20 protein-coding genes are annotated in these 21,199 nt (G+C 51.3%); 9 read left to right on the top strand and 11 right to left on the bottom strand.

Annotated features, from left to right (window positions below; all coding sequences use genetic code 11):
- Nucleotides 1-40: 40 nt before the first annotated feature.
- The gene (locus tag G535_RS0102295) at nt 41-829 is read right to left on the bottom strand and encodes an MFS transporter (RefSeq protein ID WP_026860585.1); all 789 of its coding nucleotides are present in this window, start codon (nt 827-829) and stop codon (nt 41-43) included.
- A gap of 74 nt (nt 830-903) precedes the next feature.
- On the opposite strand from G535_RS0102295, the gene G535_RS0102300 reads away from it, so the two are divergent.
- Together G535_RS0102300 and G535_RS0102305 are read left to right on the top strand one after the other, a co-directional pair.
- Complete coding sequence (locus G535_RS0102300; RefSeq protein ID WP_026860586.1) at nt 904-1,137, top strand: helix-turn-helix domain-containing protein; 234 nt, start codon at nt 904-906, stop codon at nt 1,135-1,137.
- A 29-nt stretch (nt 1,138-1,166) separates the two neighbouring features.
- Nucleotides 1,167-2,207, top strand: a complete 1,041-nt coding sequence (locus tag G535_RS0102305; protein ID WP_051206906.1) for a DUF2971 domain-containing protein — start codon at nt 1,167-1,169, stop codon at nt 2,205-2,207.
- Between the two features lie 198 nt (nt 2,208-2,405).
- Here the strand turns inward: G535_RS0102305 and G535_RS0102310 are convergent, their stop codons facing one another.
- Nucleotides 2,406-3,251 carry a GNAT family N-acetyltransferase gene (locus G535_RS0102310; RefSeq protein ID WP_241970483.1) on the bottom strand — a complete coding sequence of 282 codons (846 nt, stop codon included), beginning with the start codon at nt 3,249-3,251 and terminating at the stop codon, nt 2,406-2,408.
- Nucleotides 3,252-3,474: 223 nt separating this feature from the next.
- Here G535_RS0102310 and G535_RS0102315 point away from each other — a divergent pair, with 223 nt between their 5' ends.
- Nucleotides 3,475-3,771: a hypothetical protein gene (locus G535_RS0102315; RefSeq protein WP_026860589.1), complete on the top strand. Its 297-nt coding sequence runs from the start codon at nt 3,475-3,477 to the stop codon at nt 3,769-3,771.
- A gap of 36 nt (nt 3,772-3,807) precedes the next feature.
- On the opposite strand, the gene G535_RS0102320 is transcribed toward G535_RS0102315, so the two are convergent.
- The 6 genes from G535_RS0102320 to G535_RS0102345 all read right to left on the bottom strand — a co-directional run bounded on the left by G535_RS0102320 (nt 3,808) and on the right by G535_RS0102345 (nt 8,977).
- Entirely contained in the window at nt 3,808-5,490 is a 1,683-nt protein-coding gene (locus G535_RS0102320; protein WP_051206907.1) for a class I SAM-dependent methyltransferase, read from the bottom strand.
- 74 nt (nt 5,491-5,564) lie between these two features.
- The gene (locus tag G535_RS0102325) at nt 5,565-6,689 is read right to left on the bottom strand and encodes a S41 family peptidase (RefSeq protein WP_026860591.1); all 1,125 of its coding nucleotides are present in this window, start codon (nt 6,687-6,689) and stop codon (nt 5,565-5,567) included.
- Nucleotides 6,690-6,717: 28 nt separating this feature from the next.
- Nucleotides 6,718-7,539: a putative RNA methyltransferase gene (locus G535_RS0102330; protein ID WP_026860592.1), complete on the bottom strand. Its 822-nt coding sequence runs from the start codon at nt 7,537-7,539 to the stop codon at nt 6,718-6,720.
- Between the two features lie 64 nt (nt 7,540-7,603).
- The gene (locus G535_RS0102335) at nt 7,604-8,098 is read right to left on the bottom strand and encodes a hypothetical protein (RefSeq protein ID WP_026860593.1); all 495 of its coding nucleotides are present in this window, start codon (nt 8,096-8,098) and stop codon (nt 7,604-7,606) included.
- Nucleotides 8,099-8,152: 54 nt separating this feature from the next.
- The gene (locus G535_RS0102340) at nt 8,153-8,359 is read right to left on the bottom strand and encodes a helix-turn-helix domain-containing protein (RefSeq protein ID WP_026860594.1); all 207 of its coding nucleotides are present in this window, start codon (nt 8,357-8,359) and stop codon (nt 8,153-8,155) included.
- A gap of 18 nt (nt 8,360-8,377) precedes the next feature.
- Nucleotides 8,378-8,977 (bottom strand): hypothetical protein, encoded by a 600-nt coding sequence (locus tag G535_RS0102345; RefSeq protein WP_026860595.1) that lies wholly within the window; start codon nt 8,975-8,977, stop codon nt 8,378-8,380.
- A gap of 252 nt (nt 8,978-9,229) precedes the next feature.
- Between G535_RS0102345 and G535_RS0102350 the strand changes: the two genes are divergently transcribed.
- Entirely contained in the window at nt 9,230-11,095 is a 1,866-nt protein-coding gene (locus tag G535_RS0102350) for a DUF885 domain-containing protein (RefSeq protein WP_026860596.1), read from the top strand.
- A 77-nt stretch (nt 11,096-11,172) separates the two neighbouring features.
- Here the strand turns inward: G535_RS0102350 and G535_RS0102355 are convergent, their stop codons facing one another.
- Nucleotides 11,173-13,233 (bottom strand): hypothetical protein, encoded by a 2,061-nt coding sequence (locus G535_RS0102355; RefSeq protein ID WP_026860597.1) that lies wholly within the window; start codon nt 13,231-13,233, stop codon nt 11,173-11,175.
- Complete coding sequence (locus G535_RS0102360) at nt 13,220-14,062, bottom strand: hypothetical protein (RefSeq protein ID WP_126775196.1); 843 nt, start codon at nt 14,060-14,062, stop codon at nt 13,220-13,222. The genes G535_RS0102355 and G535_RS0102360 overlap by 14 nt, the downstream gene beginning before the upstream one ends.
- 215 nt (nt 14,063-14,277) lie before the next feature.
- On the opposite strand from G535_RS0102360, the gene G535_RS13785 reads away from it, so the two are divergent.
- From G535_RS13785 to G535_RS0102390, 5 genes are all read left to right on the top strand, one after another.
- Complete coding sequence (locus tag G535_RS13785) at nt 14,278-14,919, top strand: porin family protein (RefSeq protein ID WP_026860600.1); 642 nt, start codon at nt 14,278-14,280, stop codon at nt 14,917-14,919.
- 106 nt (nt 14,920-15,025) lie between these two features.
- A complete protein-coding gene (gene zapE, locus G535_RS0102375; RefSeq protein ID WP_026860601.1) occupies nt 15,026-16,141 on the top strand; it encodes a cell division protein ZapE in 1,116 nt (371 codons plus the stop codon).
- 73 nt (nt 16,142-16,214) lie between these two features.
- A complete protein-coding gene (locus tag G535_RS12695; RefSeq protein WP_241970482.1) occupies nt 16,215-16,652 on the top strand; it encodes a hypothetical protein in 438 nt (145 codons plus the stop codon).
- A gap of 75 nt (nt 16,653-16,727) precedes the next feature.
- Nucleotides 16,728-18,875 (top strand): TonB-dependent siderophore receptor, encoded by a 2,148-nt coding sequence (locus tag G535_RS0102385; RefSeq protein ID WP_026860602.1) that lies wholly within the window; start codon nt 16,728-16,730, stop codon nt 18,873-18,875.
- A 2-nt stretch (nt 18,876-18,877) separates the two neighbouring features.
- A complete protein-coding gene (locus G535_RS0102390; RefSeq protein ID WP_026860603.1) occupies nt 18,878-20,002 on the top strand; it encodes a PepSY-associated TM helix domain-containing protein in 1,125 nt (374 codons plus the stop codon).
- On the opposite strand, the gene G535_RS0102395 is transcribed toward G535_RS0102390, so the two are convergent.
- Nucleotides 19,999-21,150 (bottom strand): S-(hydroxymethyl)glutathione dehydrogenase/class III alcohol dehydrogenase, encoded by a 1,152-nt coding sequence (locus G535_RS0102395; protein ID WP_026860604.1) that lies wholly within the window; start codon nt 21,148-21,150, stop codon nt 19,999-20,001. The two genes, G535_RS0102390 and G535_RS0102395, sit on opposite strands and share 4 nt — an antisense overlap.
- Nucleotides 21,151-21,199: the final 49 nt, after the last annotated feature.

Here is a 21,199-nt window from a genome sequence, read left to right on the forward strand (position 1 = left end):
TAAATCAATAAAATAACGGTGATTTGGTACGTCGTGCAAATCATCGATAACGTCGATACACATTTATTGTGCTGACGATTATTGAAGTAACTAGACAAAAAGCGCCCCATAGAGCCCAGTAATCGCTAAGGCGGAGCATCGGGTAAATCAGGAAGCCAGTGAGTAGGAGTGTAAAAACAGAAGTAGATATGCCAACTATATGCTTGTGACTTGGGGCGATTCCAACAGCGGTAAAAACAAAAGCCATTCCTAACACGACATGCTCTGAAGTTACTAAGTAAAATCGGGTCCAAAAAGAGAAGTTTGAATAACCTTCAGAGGCGAGCCCGAAGCCTGTCACTAAAATCGCAAGACGACTTGCTAGATAGGCAATCACCACCGCTATTGGTAACATGATTATCCAACGGAGAACTGTCAACCACGCAATGTTCGGTCGCTTATTTTTGCTGTTGTCACTGGCCACACGCGATTCGACTTCAGCGTCTTGCTCAAACTGCTTTAACCATTCCTCGTTTTGGCGAATTGATTCATCGTGAAGCCATTGGTTATATTCGTGCATGACATTAACTGGCAGTTCTTCGTCGTCATACAACCCATCTTCTTCACGGACGAATAAGTAATTCTCGCGAACCATCTCCCAGGCTTCGTGCGCCTGAAAGCCCCCATTCATCAAGCTTTGCATTTCAGCCCACGTTTGCTCGACCGCATAATCAAGTGCATCTTCCAACTGGTTCGATGCACTCAGTTCGTTAAATCGTGTAGGTTGAAATTCTTGCCAGTGCTGGCGCGCCTTTTCTTTCCAAACCTTTGGCTCATAGCCGTAGCTCATAACTTATCCGTCCTTGCTTAACATTGTTTGTACCTGAATTGGGTACATGGTCACTTGTACCTAAGAATGGGACAATGCACAAGACACTTCATAGCCCACAACATCAGCGCTTAGTTGCCTGGCTCAAAAAAGCTAGATGCGACCAAGGACTAACTATGCGCGATCTAGCAGCGAAGCTGGGAGTCCCTCACTCCTTTGTGGGCAAGGTCGAGCAGTGCGAGCGACGACTTGATGTAATTGAGTTTGTTACGTACTGTGAGGCATTAGGAGTTAATCCAATCGACGGGATCAACCAATTGATGAAGTAGGGCCTAAGGGCCACGTGAGAGTGCGTGACATGGGAAAAATCCTCTATAAATACCTTGGTTTAGATGGGCGTAATCCCAGAACAACCTTTCTGAATGATGGCTTGTTCAGAATCACACAACCCCGCTTTTTGAACGATAAGCATAGTGAATCCCGACTAAAACCCTACTTTAACGAGTTCTCTCCCGCTGACTTAGATTGGGCTCGGCGTCAACATGCGAAATTTCAGGTACTTGCTGGTTATGTACCCAGCGATGAAGATTTAATTAGATTTCACCTCGAGCCCATGTCAAAGCGTTATATTGATGCTTTTCCTCACATGTTATCGATGCTTGATGAGCAGGTTAATTTCGATTCGGTTGATGACTATGATTACCACGAGCACGAAAAACTTGTTGAGAAGGTGAATGATCTTCTGGTTAATACTCTAAGCTGTTTTATCGGAGTGTTATCTCTGACGGCGGAAGACAGCAATAGAGAGATGTGGGGGAGATACGGTGCTGAGGGACGCGGGATAGTCGTTGGTTTCGATCGTGATTCTGATTTTTTTAAACAATACCCTGCAAAACCTGTGAGCTATGATCCCACCGAGCGAGGCTCAATCACGTATTACAAGGGGACTATTCGAGTTTTAGGATATCCGGCAAAGGATTTTTCGTCATTGTTTGGCGGGCCAACGGGATCTTTTTTCAAAGATTATCGCCCGTTTGAAACGCTCTTTAAGGGGCTTTTTCTCGCAAAAGAAGAGTATTGGAGCTACGAGGAAGAAACACGATTAGTCATACCTCTTTTCGAATCAGATGTGCAATCTGGCGACGATATTGACTTTGAGATCCCGAAGGAAATTTTAGAGCAAGCAGGGGCGGGATTAGCTCAGCATCATAAAGAAGTGTGTTTGAAGAAGATTCCTTTTGAGACGATACAATCGTTGACGCTTGGCTATGAGATGACCCAGGCGGAAAAGCAAGCGGTGAAAGATAAGGTGGAATCGACTGTGGCACTTCGTCACATCGAGCTTTTTGAAACCAAGGTAGATATTTATGGGCAGATCAAGAAAAGCCCCGTGAATTAAATGCGGAACACTTCATTGTGGTGACAAAAGTGGTGACGTAACCATCAATTTAACCATGATTAACTATTTATATCATATGCATACACTCATAAAATACATTCAGATCCAAAACATCGAATAGATTTCTGGGTAGAAAGTTGCCCGCCCAAGAATGTCCCAAAAGCCCTGCAATTACAGGGCTTTTTGTTTTCTCTATGTTTAACCAATCTCGAACGAGGTCACGCCAAAGGTCTTGGACAGGGGCAACTCGGGAGCATTGCCGGTATACATGCGTGCGGTTTCGAAACAGGGGGTCATATCAAAGCGCTTAACTAGCTCCATGCCCGCTTTATTCACGTTCGGCACATCAATGAAGATGGCAGCATCGTCTTTCACCAAAGCGATTAAATGCAAAAATAGTCGCTCCGCCAATTCTGGCGTCTCCGCAAACAATGGCGCGATCTTGTAACCGTCTTGGGTGGGTCGTATCACCCCATAACCGGACAATACGCCATCGTGTAGTACGCCCAGCGCGTGACTATCTTTTTGGGTGATCCATTGCTGTGTAAATTCGCTGCGTATGGCAGGGAAAAAGGCGCGATCATAGGCGTCGAGGGTAGGGAAAGGGATCTCAGCTAGAGGTACGAGGTCAATGGTTTCTGCTGAGGTTAATGCCTTATTGGCATGTGCAAAGTCTGAGGTATTTCCAGCAAATCGAATATTGCCATAGGCCAGCTCAAACCCTGATTTTTTATAGTTTTCTTGTTGCTCAACGACCCCGTCCAGTCCAATGTTGCAGGCATCAAGATAGCGCAATCCAGCCTGCCACATTTGCATGCCATAACCTTGCCCTCGGTAGGTGGGTTTCACAATATAAAAGCCCAGAAAACCAAAAGAATCATCGTATTTTATGACCGAGATACAGGCGATTGGCTCGTCGCCTAGATAGCCCATTAAAAATCCATTTGGGTCGGCTTTGTAGTAACTGTCGGCATCGTGGAATCCGGGGCTCCAGCCTTCCTGTGCGGCCCACGCTATGGCAAGATCCAGCTCGGATCGCGTCATGGTTTTAATCCTGAACGCCTTGTCGGTCATTTGCTATCCTTATCGTCTTAGCTATCGGTTTGCGGTTTTGTTTGTGAACCTCATGTTAGTATAGATTCTTCTTTTTTGGCGAGAAATTGATACGAGCGATGAAGCTTTTGCAGCGTAAAGTAGAGCGAAACAGGGTCGACCTCAAAAGCAAACGCGGCAAGACACACCAGCAAACCAGGAGCTCTCAAAAAGCATGCGTAAATCCGATAAGAAAATCGACAATGAAATTATCAGACGGCTGACCAAAGTTTGCGAAACCATGAAGGCGCGCTTATCCGGTTTTGTTTGGCTCACCCACGAGGTGAATTACCAGCGTTTTCCAGAGAGCTTGCTGGTGACGCTGGTGTTCGATGACCAAATCTCTGAGTCGATCTTACTTGAAGAGTTCGCCCTTATGCTTCCCGCCGTGCAAAATGCACTGCACCCTATTCTAAACAGAGACTTACCTGCGAAGCAGATTCAGGCGCGACGTGAACATACCCTGCACTAATAAAGCTTTCACGCCCGGCTAATGAGAGTGCTTAAATCACCAATCCCGCAGTTGCTGCACTTGCTTGATGCGGTCGCGTTGACAGGTGAGGGCTTCGAACACATCGTCGAAGCTTTGGTTGTCGGGTGCGAGGTTGGGTAGGGCGAAGTTGGCTTGGGTGAAAAACTCCCGGGCGTTATGGCTCCATCCGCGTTGCCACCAGTCCAGAATGAGCTCGCGTGATTCGAGTAAACGATGGCGGGTAGGAAGCTTATCTGATTTGGCCGCGTTTACGCTGGTTTTCGTTGGCAGCAGGTTCCACAAGTCATTGTTAGGCCAGCGGGCGAAAGGAAAGGCATGGTCAATGGCGTACGCTTGGCTGCGAATAGAGTCCCCAGACCAGCAGCAATCAACGCCGGCGTTTTGCATCAGTTCTTGTACACGATTCCGCACGCGTTGCGTGCTACGCTCAGGGTTTTCCCAATTTAAGGCATTGCGATAGTCGAGCGTGGTATAGGCCCGCGGATGCTCGCGGTTATAGCCTTCCATCAGCGTCACCCACTCGTTAATCAACGCCGGTTCAATCCAGACACTGAAGTGTGTCAGTGCGTCCCAAATCGCACGCGGCACATGAAAGTTACCGAGTGATGCCAAAAACGCATGATCAAGCACCAAACCGGTTTTTGGAGCCTGGGTGCGGCCAAGTTCAACGTCAAAGACGCCTTGTGCACTGCCGGGCAGTGTGATGTATTTCACCGGCATGTTGCGAATGGTACTGGCAATGTCTTTGAGCGTGCGATACACACTTCGCCCTTCGTCGGCGTCGGTAATCAGACGGCCAATATAAAAGTCATTGGCGCTAAACTGTTGCAGCGTCTGCCAGCCGGAGGCCTTCACGAAGCCTAGCCCACGACTGTTCGCTTGCTGCAAATTGTAGGTGTCGAGCAGCGGTTTATAAAGCTTCAACCAATACAGCGCCACTAAACCCATCGGCAAGGTCACATGGTTTTGTGTGCGTGTTAACACGGCCCCGGGATGGCCCTCAGCAATACGCAATAACGTACGCAGTAGTGCGACTTTATAGGTCGATGACTTATTGTCGTTAATGACGATATTGCGCAGCAATGGAAAGGCACCAGTGCCGTCGTCAGGTAGGGTGAGCAGCACGGTTTGCCAGTGCACGTCTTGGCGCTTCAGTTCATCGGTGCGTGGTTCAAGCAGCTTGTAGCTCAAGCCTTGTTGTTGAGCTAACTGCGCCAGTTCATCGGCAGATACCGGATGCATGGTGCGCGCATCAGGGCTCTCACCGTGGCGCAGCGATACCACCATTTTGCCATTGGGTTTTAAGAGTGAACTGAGCTTGCGAAAACTCCGCTGACGCGCTGACGGAGCAATATGCATCCACACGGCACTTAACAGGATCACATCAAACTTGGTGTTGAGCCCTTGCACGTGACGCAGCTCGGGCAAGCTGTCGTTCAACCAATGCACGTTTGGGCTGGCGTGATAGCGCTGGGCCTGTTCACGAATGCCATCGGCGGGCTCGACGGCGTACACCGTCAGCCCTTTACTTGCCATAAAGCGCGCGTCTCGCCCTGAACCGGCACCCACATCTAACGCAAGACCTTCGCTAGGCAGCGCATCGATCCAGTCGCGATGCACATGTTCGGCATCGAGACTGTCGTATTGTGCTGCCAGCGCTTCTGCGTGGCGCGTGTAGAAGTGAATGGTGTCGTCCATAATTTTCAGCGTATTGCCAACCTAAGTATAAGAATACGCCTACTATAATGAACTTTTCACCAAGAAGGAAAGGCCTACAACCGCCCACCTTCGAGCCAGGTCTGCACGCGCTCAACCTCGGCTTGTGCGGCTTGCTCGTCCTGCGCGGGGGCAAGGTAGACGTCGGGGATGACCCCGAGAACATCGACCGGCATGTCTGGCAAGCGGCGACTGCGCGAGGTGGCGTAGTACAAGGTCAGCTGCTTTGAAGGCAGCGCGTAGGGGCGCAGGTTCGAGTAGTCGAGGGCGCCATAGGTGCGTTGTCCGACAACCTTTACGCTGAAACTCTGCTGGGCGGTCAGTAAGAATTGCTCACAAGAGCTGGCACAATGTTTGTTGGTAAGTACTGCCACTTTGCTGGGCCGTTTTGGCTCAAGGGCTTCGACGGTTTTAAAGGTCGCAGCTTGCTCCTCAAGCGCGATGTAACTGCCGGTTTCTGCGGTACGCATCACGGCCAGCACAGGGTCAATATTGTCGGTGCAGGCGCTATCGCCCGGCATGAACAGGGCACATACGCTGGCTTGTGCGTCAATAGTTACTGGCGTGACCAACCACTCCATACCAATCTCGAGCCAGCCGTCGGCCATGAACCACGGCAATAACTGGGCATAAGTGCTATCGGAGCCACCGCCATTGTTGCGTACGTCGATAATCCAATTGGGGTGGTTCGCCAGTTGCGCGTGATGTTGCTGAAGTAACGCGGCAAGTGGCTTGGTATACGCCGCACCAAAACTGGGTACCGTCAGCAACAGGGTTTGGTCGCTAAGCATGCGAAGCGATGGTGCGCGGGTATCTACTTTCGGTGGTTGTGGTGCATCAGTCGTTTCTGTTGTTTCGGCTGCGGGTTCAACCTTCTTGGCCGGGGCCGTAACGATCACCTCAAGATGCCCCGAACGCCAGCTGCGCAGATAATTTTGAATAACCTTGCGGCACTGCTTCACATCGGTGACCTGGTTCGCTTGCGCGAGGGCTTCGGCAAAGGCTGCGTCAAAATGGGCTTGGCCTTTTTGCGCGAGATGGTCGTTAGCACCGGTATCATTGGTGAGGAGAAAGTCGGGGAGGAACTCTAGGTCCTGCACGCAGGCGTTGCGGGCATCAGCCTGTGCTGCTGCACTCAATCCCATACTGAGCAAAAGCAGTAGCGTCGCGGTGAATTTCATACATCGTCCTTGGTTATTGTTTTAGTTTTTAGTCAGATTTAGCCACAAACTCACGCACCCAGACATCGACAGTGACGGTCAGCTCGGTTAGCGCTTCCGCGCGGGCGCGGCCTTCGCTGCTGGCGCGGTAAAGGTGTGGCGTCATGGTCAGTAAATCACGAATGATGGCGTTCGAGGGCAAGTTTACGCTAAAGGTCACGCGTTCTGCGTTGGTCAGCTGCCAGGCGTCTTCCGCCACAGGCAGGGTGGCTTCTTTGTGTTTAATCTCGGGGTAAATCACTTGCTTAAGTTCCAACAAATGACTTGGCGCTGGGTCAACCATAAGTAAGCGGCCACTTTCGCTCAGTACCCTTTTAAATTCATCTTCTACCGGAAAACCAAACACGCACAGCAGGGCATCAATACTGCCTGATGCCACGGGTATTGTAGTGTTCGACGCAACCAGCCAAGTGGCCCGCTTGTCTTGTCGTGCGGCAGCAAGCACTGCCCACTTGGAGATATCTAGCGCTACCGCTTGCAGACGCTCCGGTGCTGCATCAAGCAAGTGACGTAAGTAATATCCCTCGCCACAGCCCGCATCGAGCAAGGTGCGCGGGTCTGCGCGCAACGCAGCTTTGGCAATAATCTCTGCCAGCGGCTGGTAAAAGCCTTGCGCTAAGAAGTCAGCACGCGCTTGCACCATGGCCTTGCTGTCACCGGGATCTTTCGAGCGTTTGTTCTGCACCGGCAACAGGTTCACGTAACCCTGCTTGGCCGTGTCAAAGCAATGCCCTTGCTCACATCGGTAGGTGCGTTGCTCAAGTGTTAGCGGCGTCGCGCACAGCGGGCAGCAAAGTTGGGTGAAGGTCATGACTGTCTCAAATAACTAAAAGTTGCCTGCGTGATTGTAAATAAACTAACAATGAAAATCAGATTTAACTGGATGTGAAAAATCGTCGCGGTTTTCTTTGTTGATTTTGCCGTTCGAGAATGTAAGCGAGAGCAACGCAATCAATGACACCAGAAATTGCGGCAATGATGAAAAAATATTGCTCTTCAAGTTTGAAGGTGGCGGGTTCGTAGATAAGCCAAAGCACTAGGATAGAAATGAGAGTTCCAGTGAGAACGCGTATTAAACCAAGAGAAGTTTCGCCCGCTACAAATAGTACGTCATCTACTTTTTGCATCATTCCTTTGATGTTGTCGTTGGGAGTATAGAACCATCGATTAAGCACTGTTGAACTTAAAGCGAGCAAATTAAGAAAAGCTGCATAACCGAGGAACTCGATCTGTGGGATAAAGGATGCCACCATTTTTGTTAGAAGCTCGTCTTCAAATGCGTATAGAGCATAGAAAAGCGGTGGAAAAGTGATGATCAGAACAACCAGCAACTCTCTAAAAATGCTTGTGCGAGATAAAAGCGGACGCATGCCTTAAAGTTCCTTTTTCGTTAATCATCTTAACTTACGGACACGGCGCGAGGGTCAGTCGCGCAGGTACTCCAAAATGTCGCCGGGTTGGCAGTTGAGTTCGCGGCAGATGGCTTCGAGGGTGCTGAAGCGAATGGCTTTCACTTTGCCGGTTTTCAGTAGCGACAAGTTGGTCATCGACACGCCGACCCGCTCGGAGAGCTCGGTCAGCGAGAGTTTGTTGCGCGCCATTTCAACGTCAAGGTTGATGCGAATTGCCATACCAGTCTCCTTGGCGGGTTACACCACTTCGACGGCGCTGTCGCCACGGAAAAAGTGGATGGCAAGCAGTAACATTAAGCCTGGGAACAGCACGATATTGACCATGGCAAAGACGATACTGAGCTGGAACATAGCAGCGATCATGGCGCCAATAGTGAAGGTTTTGAGCACCACTGAAATTTCATCAAACTTCACCAACATGGCAATACTTAAGGCCAACAAGGCAAAGGTATAAAGACCAAGCAACACTACCAGCACAGCAATCATCATAAAGATAAAGCTATCGCCGCTGGGCAGGCTGAGGCCTAAGTATACGCTGATATCAATGAACAGGGTGCAGTGAAAGAGACCGACGAGAATCGCCATTACCAGCAGCATGTTGGCCGGGAAGCTGCCGTTGATTTGATCGCGGAAGTAACGACGCAGACCAAGATAAACTGCAATTTCGAGCACGCCAATAATGGCGAAGAGTGCGTCCCAGCCATCGAGGGTCATGAACTCATCGCGCATGGCCGTGACGGCATTATCAAGGCCCATGGTCAGTGGGGCCAGCCAGTAAATCGGGAAAAGTATCGCTAATACGATGGCCGCGAGGCCAAAGCCATAATTTGCTTTCATGAGAGGTCCTTGCTTGTGAATTGCTGACAAATTAACCGATGTGTTTTTATTAATCAATAAATATTTTATGTTTATCGTAAATAAAGTTGAGGCAAACGCAGCGAGCAACAGAGACTGCAAGCCCAATACCGGCCGGAGTTGTCTGTTATTCAACCGATCTAGCCTGAGCTCGGTCGCGGCTGCGTTGACATTGCTAGGCTGAGCAGATATTAAAAATGGATACTTATAAGAACAAAAAAGGGAGAACCATCCATGTTTACTTACAAACGTCTCGCTGTGGCGATGTCGTTGGCGCTGATGACCAGCGCTTGCTCTGAAGCGCCAGAGTCGGCGACGACGGTTACGGATACGCAAACGCCTGCGCCGCAGGTGGCAGCAACCGAAGCACAGCAAAGCGAGTCAGAAAAAGCCAATCAGTTATTTGAAGACATTTTCATGGAAAATGTCATGCGCAGCCCGATGTTCCAAGCCTATCTTGGTATTAAAGAAGATCAGGACAAATGGGACGACATGTCGGAACAGCGTCAGGCTGAGAATCTGGAACTGACCAAGCAGCACCTCGCGCAAGTGATGGCGATTGACGAAAGTAAACTGGATGCGCAGACCAAAACCAGCTGGTTGATGATGAAGCAGCAGTTGGAAGAAGACATTGCCGATTATCAATGGCGTCATTACAGCTACCCGGTGAATCAGATGTTTGGTTTGCACTCGAGTGTGGCGTCGCTGTTGATCAACCAACACACCGTCAAAGAAGTGGCTGACGCTGAGGCTTACATTGCGCGCCTAAATGGTTTGCCGCAGGTCATGGAGCAGTTGGCTGAGAATCTTAAGATCCGCGCCGAGAAAGGCATTATTGCGCCGCAGTTTGTTTACCCGTACGTGATTGCTGACAGTAAGAACATTATTACCGGTGCGCCGTTCGATGACGGTGAGCCAAGCACTTTGTGGGCTGATTTCACCAAGAAAATCGACACCCTCGACATCGATGAAGCCCAATACAACGCCTTGCGTGATGCGGCGCAAACGGCCTTAGTTGAGGCGGTGCAGCCTGCTTATGAGCAGTTGATCAAAGATGTTGAAGGTATTGCCGCACAGGCTGATACCAACGATGGCGCATGGAAATTCCCTGATGGTGAAGCCTTCTACAACAATGCCTTGCAGCGCACCACCACGACCGATTTAACCGCCACTGAAATTCATGAAATTGGTCTGAGTGAAGTGGCGCGTATTCATGATGAAATGCGTGAAATCATGGCTAAAGTCGGCTTTGAGGGCACCTTGCAAGAATTCTTCGTGCACATGCGCAACAACGACGACTTCATTTATCCGGCCACTGACGAAGGGCGTCAGCGTTACATGGATGAAGCAACGGCGTTGATTGATAACATGCGTGGTCGTCTCGACGAATTGTTTATTACCCAGCCCAAAGCCGACATGATTGTGAAGCGCGTTGAGGCTTTCCGCGAAAAATCCGCCGGTAAAGCCTTCTATTCAGCGCCTTCGTTGGACGGCACGCGTCCGGGCATTTACTACGCCAACCTCTATGACATGCCGTCAATGCCGACCTACCAGATGGAAGCTTTGGCCTACCATGAAGGTATTCCGGGCCACCACATGCAAATTGCGATTTCGCAAGAGCTTGAGGGTATTCCGAGTTTCCGTAAATTCGGTCGCTACACCGCCTATACCGAAGGTTGGGGACTCTACAGCGAACTGGTACCGAAAGAGATTGGTTTGTATGAAGACCCGTATTCTGACTTCGGTCGCTTAGCGATGGAGCTGTGGCGTGCGTGTCGCTTGGTCGTTGATACCGGCATCCATGCAATGAAATGGACCCGTGAAGAGGGCATTGATTACTACGTCAGTAACACCCCGAATGCCAAAGCCGATGCCGTGAAGATGGTCGAGCGTCATATCGTCATGCCAAGCCAAGCGACGGCGTACAAAATCGGCATGATCAAGATTGTTGAACTGCGCGAAAAAGCCAAAGCTGAACTTGGCGAGGCCTTTGATATTCGTGAGTTCCACGATGTGGTATTGGCCAACGGTCCACTGCCGTTGAATGTGCTTGAGCAGTTCGTTGATGCTTATATTGAAAAGACGAAAGCCGCCAGTTAAGAAAGCCGGCTCAACAGCGCTAACCTCCCGCTAGCGTTCGAGCGTCAGTATCCTCCCCCGGTGCTGACGCTCTTTTTTTAGTCCGTGCCTAACGCCACGCTTTGGTCGAGTTTGTGCAACATGTCGATGAGCGGTGCACTTTTCTCTTCAAAATACATCACTTCTGACAGTTCGTTACCCAGCGGTGCGATAACGGGTTGCGTTCGCAACGTCCACTCAAGTCCGTACGCAAGACTTGGATGTGCGCTCTCCCCGACGGTCGCGAGGAAGCTTGCGGCGCCGGGATAATCGCGATCAAACTGCGGCTGTAGCACGGCAAAAGGTAGAATGATGACGGCCAGCAAGGTCGCAACTGGCGCCCAGCGAAACACACGCTGGCTCATCGGTGATGGCTGCCGGATCAGCAGCTGTAAGTAGCGTAACGGCAATTTAATCAGTGTTAAGCAGACCAACAATAAGCTCAATCCCATCGAAATCGGCGGCACAATGACGGCGCGTAAGCTTTGTTTGCCGCGTTCGGCAAAGTCACCACCGTCAGCGAACGCGCTTTGTTGTGCCGCCAATTCGCGCAACAGTTGTTGCGCCTGCTCCCGTACTTTGGGTTCGAGCACTTGCCGTTTAAATTCGGCGTCGCTCCATTCGGGATTGTAGTGAGTGAGCTTCTCGCCGCTCAGTTGCCGATTGACGTAGGCCAACACTTCCGGGTGTTGATGGAATTGTTGCCAGTTCAGACCCGGCGGCAATGCCACAGCTTTTTCATCAAGGCCATCCGACCAAGCTTGCATGGCGTCACGGGCGATTTTTTCCAGTACCGCTTGGTCAAAGCTGGCGCGGTCATGCAACGACCAGTTGGCGCTGAGGCGAATGTCAGCTTGGCGTAGTTCAGCGCGCACCCGTTTCCCGGTTTCTGGGTAGTCTAAAAAGGCTTGCCGAGAGGCCAGTCCCAGTGGGTAGCCATAGTCATCGATAAACTTTTGTTGAAACGCTGGCAGCTGCAGCAGGCGTAATTTATACAGCGCGGTATCGTTGGTGTATTTGTAACGCTTGTCTTTGAAGCCACCATCACCGCCGGTGGCCGCGCTTAGTGCTTGGGCAGCCAGTGAAATACCGCCGGTAAGTACGCCCGCAATCAGAGAGTTAAAAACGTTTTCACCGGTTGAGACATCTTCTTCAATCAGCCAGTGTTCATGGGGAATATAGCCGTAGCCGAGCTGGGTGATCTGTTTCTTGTAGCGGCTTTCGGCACGCTCGCGGCAGCGCGCATTGACCTTGCCGTCGTTCACGCAGCGGTCGTGATAGTAGTCGAGAAACTCATAGATGCGCGGACCTGCCTGCTCGGCCTGCTGACCCGCCAGTTCATCGGCTTTTTCCAGCATGGTTTGATAATCCTGCCACCCCTCATCAAGTTGCGCGGTCACTTTACCCCATTCACGTGCGGCAACATTGCTACTGTCGAGCAATGCCTGTTTGTAATCGTTGTAGGCCCGTTGATAGTGCTCGGTATAGGCGTCGCGCAATTTGCGCGAGAGTTGCTGATGCTGCGCCAACAGCTCGGGTACTTGCGCTTGCGTCTGATTCACCACATAGGCAGTGGCAAGCTCTTGGCGGGACTGCTTAATTTGTTCCAAGACGTTGTTGTTGGCGTACACCAAGCCACCAAATAACGACAAGAAGGTTTGCGAGACCGGACTCTCGGGATTGTCGGAATCAAAGGGGAGTCCCTTGACGGCAACCGCTTGCGCCGCCAGCGCATCTTTGACCACCAGACTTAAGAAAGCGGTTTGACGTTGTTCTGCAGACGAGGGTGCGATCAGATACTTATCAATGACATATTTTTGTCCGAAAAAGACCAACGGCCAAATCAGCAAAAACACCGCCAAACTCAGCAACAAGGTGCGGTCTTTGCTGCGTAGCGGAAAACCTTTGATGGCATCGAGGACTAATAAGGTCACGCCGATGCCAGAAATGGCCCGCCCAAAAAGCTCTAAACGATGAATATCGGCGGCACTGGCACCCGCCGAGCCAACTGTCCGTACTAATTCAGCATTGAAAATGAGTTCTGGAAATAAATACAGGGTGGCGAGGACGGTCATCAATACCGCCCACCAGTTGTCGCGGGACGCTTTAGTTGTGTTCATTGAGGTGAATTCTCACTGGCGCCGGTGCGCCATCCAATAGGGACGGACCCCGGTCAGTTTGTTTTGGGGTGAAGGCTGCACACATCTGGCCGCGCAAGGTTTCCCCTGAGGTCGCCGCAAAGGCACTCGTCGGGTTGCTAGTTAGCCATTGTAAGAAGTTTGCCGCGTCGGTAACTCGGCGCTCGATTTGGTTTGCGGCAAAGCTTTCATTCATGGGCGTGCGCAAAGGAACGCTGTAAAAGTCGGCAATACGATGCCCATAGGGCAGCGCGTCAATCACACCGTGATAGCCCACCCGATCGTCGGTGAATGTCTGTTTGAGCGGGATGATGGCGTTGGCATCGGCCACCGACCACTCAATTGTCAGTTGTGGCCACTTATGACCGATGCGCTGGCGCAGTCGCTGCAACTGATAGGCGCTGCCGGTGCTGTTCAGCTCCAGTCGCAAACGCTTTGGCTGCACCGGCCACGCACTCTCGAGTAGATCGGTGAGATGCAACGGAATGTCGTCAAGCCACCACTGCTTCGCGGCAAAACTCAGGGGCAGGATCAGGCCATCAGCGTCAGTTGCACCCAGCGCTAAGGTGTTAGGTTCAGGGCGGGTAACACGGTCGTAATGTGGTGTATCGGCAAAACAACGTTGCGCTGCGGCTGTGTCCGTGACCAATTGCATGGGCAAAGAGACCCGTGCCGGTTCGCTAGGTTTGACGTTGTATTTGGGAGGAAGCTCCGACGGCGATGAAGTACTGTTGCAAGCGGCCAGCAAAAAAGCGCTGCAAATGACCGTGAAGAAGCAGCCCAGCGGGCGTTTGGCGGAAAATATGCGCACGTCGAGATTCCTTGAATTTGGGGGGCGGAATAGTGACGAAAAACCGCAAAAAATTCAATAAAAACCCCGTGAATTTTCCAGTTATGGCTGCTGATTTTTACCTGCGTCTTTACTCGGTAATAACACTCCAGCCCTTGTGGTTGTTGGGTTAAGCCCCTATTGTCATTGGCAGTGACAACGAAATACGTCTGAGCACAATACTAAAGGAGTATATTATGTTCGCATTATCTCGTATCGCCGCCACCGTGACTGCTGGCGCATTGATGACCGCCCCAGCGTTGGCGAATGAAAACAATGAACCAAACTTTGACTACGTCGGCGGTAGCTATGTCAAAGTTGATGTTTTGGACGAATCGATCGATGGCTTTGCAGTCGACTTTGAAAAGTCGCTCACCGAGTCATTCTTCTTTGGTGCTGAATACACCGATGCGTCAGACAACGTCGACTTTAATGTCGGTGACGTTGAAGCCGCAGGCGTTGATTTGTCAGCGGATTTGCTGCACGTGAACGCCGGTTATAAGTTCTTCAACAATGGCCGTACCGTCGTCTACGGTAGCGCCGGTTACAGCCGCGCAGAAGCGACCAGCGATATTTCGTTTGTCGATGGCGAACTTACGGACTCTTACTCAGAAAGCGAGTCAGGTTGGAACGCCCAAGTGGGTGTACGTTCGCGCTTGACCACCAACTTCGAAGTTGATGCGAACGTGCGTCACATCGATATCGCTGATGACAGCGACCAAGCCTACAGCGCAACCGGTCGTTACTTCTTAGGTGACAACTTCAGTGTGTTTGCCAAGTACACGCACATTGACAGCGATCTGAGCTACGCAGGTGTAGGCGCAAGCTTCCACTTCTAAGCTCGACAAGGTTAGGGGCAGTCGTCCTGGTGATTGCCCCTCACTCCTGCTCATACCTTATCTATGCTAGACTGCCTGCACGTGCTCGTGACAACTGATGTAGGCCATGACCTCGAACCTTACCAACCTCTCTCCTGCTGCTGCGTACCAGCACGCACTTTCTGAAGGCTTTCATGTTGATGCTGCCCAACAACATGCGGTGGACTGTCTTGAACAATGCTTTCAAGCGTTACAGCGCGGCGATCCCAAAGTGCCTGGGGTGTATCTTTGGGGTCCAGTCGGACGCGGCAAAACCTGGTTGATGGATGTGTTTTGTCAGAGCTTATCGGTACCAGCAAAACGTCAGCATTTTCATCATTTTATGCGTTGGTTGCACCGTCGGTTGTTTCAACTGACTGGGCAAGAAGCGCCGTTGCAACTGTTAGCGACCGAGTTGTCTGAATCGGTGCGCGTGCTCTGTTTAGATGAGTTCTTTGTCAATGATATCGGTGATGCGGTGTTGCTGGGTGGCTTTATGCAGCACCTTTTTGCGACGGGCACTGTGCTGGTCACCACCTCCAATCAGCCGCCAGATGAGCTCTACAAAGATGGTTTCAACCGTGAACGTTTACTGCCTGCGATTGCGGCGATGAATGCGCAAATGCAGGTGGTGAGTGTCGATGGTGGGCAAGATCATCGTTTGCATCCGGGCAAAGAGCAGCAACGTTATTGGGTGCAGCAACCGGCGGCTTTGCAACAAACCTTTTTGCAACTCACGACGGATCAGCAACGCAGCACAACCCCCTTTGCACTTGCGCACATTGAGCTGCCGGTGGTGCAGCGCACCGCCCATACGCTTTGGTTTCGTTATGCCGATGTGTGTGAGCAACCTCTGGGCGCCATGGACTTTGTCGAGCTATGTGATGCCGCTCAGCACATTTTTCTCAGCGAAGTGCCGCAGTTATCGGCCCCAGCGACCATGCCAGCGGTGGCGCGCGGCACTGAGGATGGCGCAGCTCATGTGTTAGCTGGTGATCGCACCTTACCCACTTTGTCTCGCAACGATGATGGCGTGCGCCGCTTTATCGCCTTGGTGGATGAATGCTACGACCGTCGCATCCCGCTATACATTGACGCTGCCGTCCCCTTAACCGAGTTGTACACCGAAGGCGCACTGGCCTTTCCGTTCCGTCGCACCTTAAGCCGCCTCAACGAAATGCAACGCGCCCGATTTGGTCGTTAACACTTTAAAGCTACACTTTCGAGACACCTTCACTAGAATGAAGGGACGAACGATTGAACGAGGAGAATGCCTGATGATGATGCAACAGGTCCGAATGCTTGGACTGGCGGGTTTTGCGCTGCTGTTGGCGGGGTGTGCGTCGCCAAGCACCACGCACATGATTGGGCAGGCGCGGGCGCCGGTGGCACCTGAGTCAGTGCTGGTGTACGTGCAGGAGCCAGAGCATTATCAAGCGATTGCCTTGTTGACCGCCACCAGTGACGGCTCTTGGAGCCTCGGTGATGAAGCCAAAATGAATGCGGTGCTGCAACGACTTAAAGAGGCCGCGGCTAAGGTTGGCGCCAATGGCGTTTTGTTAAAAGCTACCGGTGAGCGCCGTGATGATTCTGTGCATGTAGGAACAGGGATCGGCCGCTATGGTGGCAACGTGGGCATCGGCTTAAACATCGGCAAATCATTTGGTTTAACGGACAAAACAGCTGAAGGTGTTGCCATTTGGGTGGAACCTTAAAAACGGTATTGCGAATCATTCTCATTTTTAATAAGATCCCTGGCGTTATTTTTAAACGCCAAAGAGGATCTTGTTGTGAACCTACCATCTCGCGTCGCACTCGCTGTTAGCGCAGCACTTCTCCCCACGATCGCCGCTGCTGAACTACAGACCACCGAGGCCATGGAACGGCTGGAGATTCATGGCGAACGGCAAAGTGGTTACCTCAACGAAGATCAACAATCCGCCAGTAAACTTGATTTAAGCGTGCAAGAAACACCGCAAATGGTGACGGTGATTTCAGCCGAGCAACTCAAAGACTTCAGTTTGAATGACCTCAATAGCGCACTCGAAACCAGCGCTACTATCAACGTCGAACAAGTTGAGACGGATCGGGTGTACTACAGTGCCCGTGGCTTTGCTGTGAATAATTTTCAAATGGACGGCTTAGGTCTGCCGCTGATCAACGACAATACGCATGGCCGCATTGACGCTGCTTTATATGAGCGTATTGAAGTGGTGCACGGTGCGAATGGGGTGATGACGGGGATTGGTAGCCCATCGGCAACCGTCAACTTGGTGCGTAAGCGCCCAACCGGTGAGAACCAAGGCAGTGTCAGTACTACCGTCGGTTCATGGGACACCTATCGCATGGAAGCCGACGTCTCTGCGGTACTAAATGATGCCTTACGGGTGCGCGCTGTGGCTGTTGTCGATGACCGTGGTTCGTATCTAGATCGCTACTCGAACGCCACCAAGCTTGGCTACGTGGTGGCGGACTATGCACCCAACGCGGACACCTTGATCACTTTTGGTCATAGCGAATCGCAAGGAAACACTGATGGTAATTTATGGGGCGCGTTGACCCTGTATTATGGTGACGGTACGCCGACCGATTTTGCTGCCAGCACCAATATTGCGGCCAATTGGTCCGATTGGAACATCAACGAGAGCCGTAGTTTTATCGATCTTGAAACTGCGCTGAGTGACTATTGGAATCTGCGCGTGGCCTACAATCGCGTGCGCACCGATGAAGACAGTTATTTGTTCTACACCTACCTGATTGACCCTGTCGCTGGGCTTGATCCCGAAACCGGTCTTGGTCTGATGGGGTACGGCAGTGAATACGACCTGGATGATAAACAGGACAGTATTGACGCCTATGTGAGTGGTCGGTTTCGTGCCTGGGGACAAGAGCATGAGTTAGTGGTCGGCGCAAACTACGCGCGGATGGATTATGTCGACTACAGTCTGTACGACAACCACACTGGCAACGGTTTCCCAGAAATGCCAGCGCTACCTGATTGGCATGGCAACACACCTTTCCCTGAATTTACCGATAACCGCGCCGGTAGTGCCATTGATAACACCCAAAAAGCGGTGTACGTGCAAACCCGCTTGAGCTTGACCGATAGCTGGAAAGTGCTGCTTGGCGGGCGCTACAACAGCTTTGAAACTGAGGGTGAAGGCTATGGCGTGGATGAGTCACGTGATGACAGCGAGTTTGTTCCGTACTTCGGCATGACCTTTGCACTGAACGATGCGGTGACGCTGTACGGTTCTTACACTGAGACCTTCATGGCGCAGAATCTGCGTGACGAGAACTTTGCGCGGTTGCCAGCACTGACCGGTAAAAATAGCGAAGTGGGTGTAAAAGCGGAATTGTTCGATAACGCCGCGTTACTCTCGCTTGCCTATTTCGATGTGCAACAAGAAAACTTAGGTGTTGGCGCTGGTGATGCCATTAACCCTGAAACGGGCGTGCCAGAGCCGGTTTATCGTGCCGTTGATGGCATCCAAAGCAAGGGTTTTGAGCTTGAACTCTCTGGTGAATTACTGCCCGGCTTGCAAGGCAGTATTGCCGCCACCGCATTTGCTATGGATGGTGACCAAGTCGTCGAAGATTACACCCCAGAAAACCTGTTCCGTACTTCGCTGACGTACCGTCCGCAAGGGCTGGAGCAGCTGAAGCTTGGTGCCAGCTATATCTGGCAGGACAGTATTTCGCGGGTACAAGGGGTGGTCGGCCCCATGTACGACAATGCAGGTGAGACGATTATCACCCGTCAGGATGCGTACGGTCGCTTGAATCTCATGGTCAGCTATCAGTTCACCGAGGCCTTGCAGGGCAGCCTTAATGCCAACAACGTGACGGATGAGAAGTATCTGAATAGCTTGTACTGGGCGCAGGGCTACTATGGCGCGCCGCGTAATTTCTCTGCTAACCTAACCTACAGATTCTGAGTATGCGTAAAACACTGCATAAATGGCATGGGTGGCTCGGCATCATGCTAATGGTCCCGTTTTTGCTGATCTGCCTCACCGGTAGCTTATTGGTATTCAAAAAGGAAATCGATGGTCTGTTGCTGCCGGAGGTCGCGACGCTGACTGCGACCGAGCAGCCGCGGCTACCGTTGCGTGAGCTGCAGAAGCGGGTGAACGAACAGCTCCCCGACTATGAGATTGGCAGTTGGGAGCTATTTCCGCCGGGGCACGATGAGGCGGATCGGGTGTTTGTGATCGAAAAGGGTACCGATACTTGGCACAAAGTGCATCTGAACCCTACCACAGGTGCGCTGCAAAGTGAGCCAACAGAGCCGGGGCACTATTTGACCGACTGGCTGTTGGAGCTGCACTACACCTTGCTACTCAATGACCTCAAAACCCTTGAGTTTAATTTCGTTACTGAGCATTTCGGCTTATTACTGACTTTAGTGCTGGGGCTATTTTTACTGTTCATGGGTGTTTCGGGCCTGATCATGTACCGACGTTTTTGGACCCGCTTTTTTACCCTGCGCTGGAACCAACGTTTGCTAGCGGTATTTAGTGACTTGCACAAGATGGCTGGCACCTTTGCTTCACCGGTCTTGTTGGTGCTAGGGGCCACTGGTGTGTATTACAACGGGCTAATTTTTTACGAAGAGTGGACTGAGCACGGTGGTGGTCAAGCACATCACATCATGGTCGAGCGGTTGTACAGTGACAGTGTCGATCTCGATGTTTTGGTCGCTGACAGCCAACAGCGGATTGAAGGTTTTACGCCAACCTATGTACTGTTTCCGTTTGAACCTGAGCTGCCGTTTACGGTGTTTGGGCGAGCGCCGACGGTCAATCCATTGCTCAGCAATTACGGCAGTGTGTCGAACTATGATGCCCAAACCGGTGAGTACTTGAGTACCTACAATCTGAATGAGCAAGGAGTCGGTACCAAAACCCTTGATGCCTTTCGTCGCTTGCATTTTGGCAGTTGGGGCGGCCTGCCAGTGAAGGTGCTGTATAGTTTTGTAGGGGTGTTGCCGTTGCTCTTGGCCGTTACCGGAACTTACATCTGGTGGCAACGGCGCAAGAAGCGAACACGACGCAGAGCTTAGTCTTGGTCCATCAAAATGACAGAACGAATGCTTTTGCCTTCATGCATGAGGTCAAAAGCTTCGTTGATGTCAGTCAGGCCCATTTTATGGGTGATGAACTCTTGCAAGCCAAACTCGCCCGCCAAGTATTTTTCGACAATACCAGGAAGTTCTGAGCGACCTTTTACCCCACCGAAGGCACTGCCACGCCATACGCGGCCGGTCACTAATTGGAATGGACGGGTTGAAATTTCTTGGCCAGCACCGGCAACACCGATAATGACTGACTCGCCCCAACCTTTGTGGCAGCATTCCAGCGCTGAACGCATCACGTCAACGTTACCGATACACTCAAATGAGAAGTCGACACCACCGTCGGTCATGTCGACAATCACTTCTTGAATCGGCTTGTCGTAGTTTTTCGGATTCACCACATCGGTGGCACCAAGCTGCTTGGCTAAATCGAATTTACTTTCATTGATGTCGATACCGATGATCCGGCTCGCACCTGCCATACGGGCACCGATAATGGCTGAAAGACCAATACCACCCAGACCGAAAATGGCAACGGTATCGCCTTCTGCAACTTTCGCGGTGTTCAGCACTGCTCCCATACCTGTGGTAACACCACAACCGAGCAAGCAAACTTCATCAAGCGGCGCAGTTTTGTTTACTTTCGCCAACGAAATCTCTGGTAAAACAGTGTACTCAGAGAAAGTTGAGCAACCCATGTAGTGGTAGATCGGCTGACCGTCTTTAGAAAAACGGGTGGTGCCATCTGGCATCAAGCCTTTACCTTGGGTTTCACGTACCGCTTGGCAGAGGTTGGTTTTACCTGACAAGCAGAACTTACACTTGCCGCACTCGGCGGTATAAAGCGGGATCACGTGGTCGCCAACTTCAACGCTGGTCACACCTTCACCGACCATCTCAACAATACCGCCACCTTCGTGGCCGAGAATGGCTGGAAAAATACCTTCTGGGTCATCCCCTGAAAGGGTGAAGGCATCGGTATGGCAAACACCGGTAGCGACAATGCGTACCAATACTTCGCCTGCCTTTGGAAGCTCAACGTCGACTTCTTCCATTTTCAGAGGTTCGCCAGCGGCCCAAGCCACTGCTGCTTTTGATTTAATGGACGTTTGTCCGGGTTGAAGTTGTAAAGCCATGCTTATCATCCTTTCGGTTGTGCGCTGTGCAAATAGGATAGCATTTTAA

Origin of the sequence: Pseudidiomarina sediminum DSM 21906, assembly GCF_000423165.1 — a bacterium.
Taxonomy (GTDB): domain Bacteria; phylum Pseudomonadota; class Gammaproteobacteria; order Enterobacterales; family Alteromonadaceae; genus Pseudidiomarina; species Pseudidiomarina sediminum.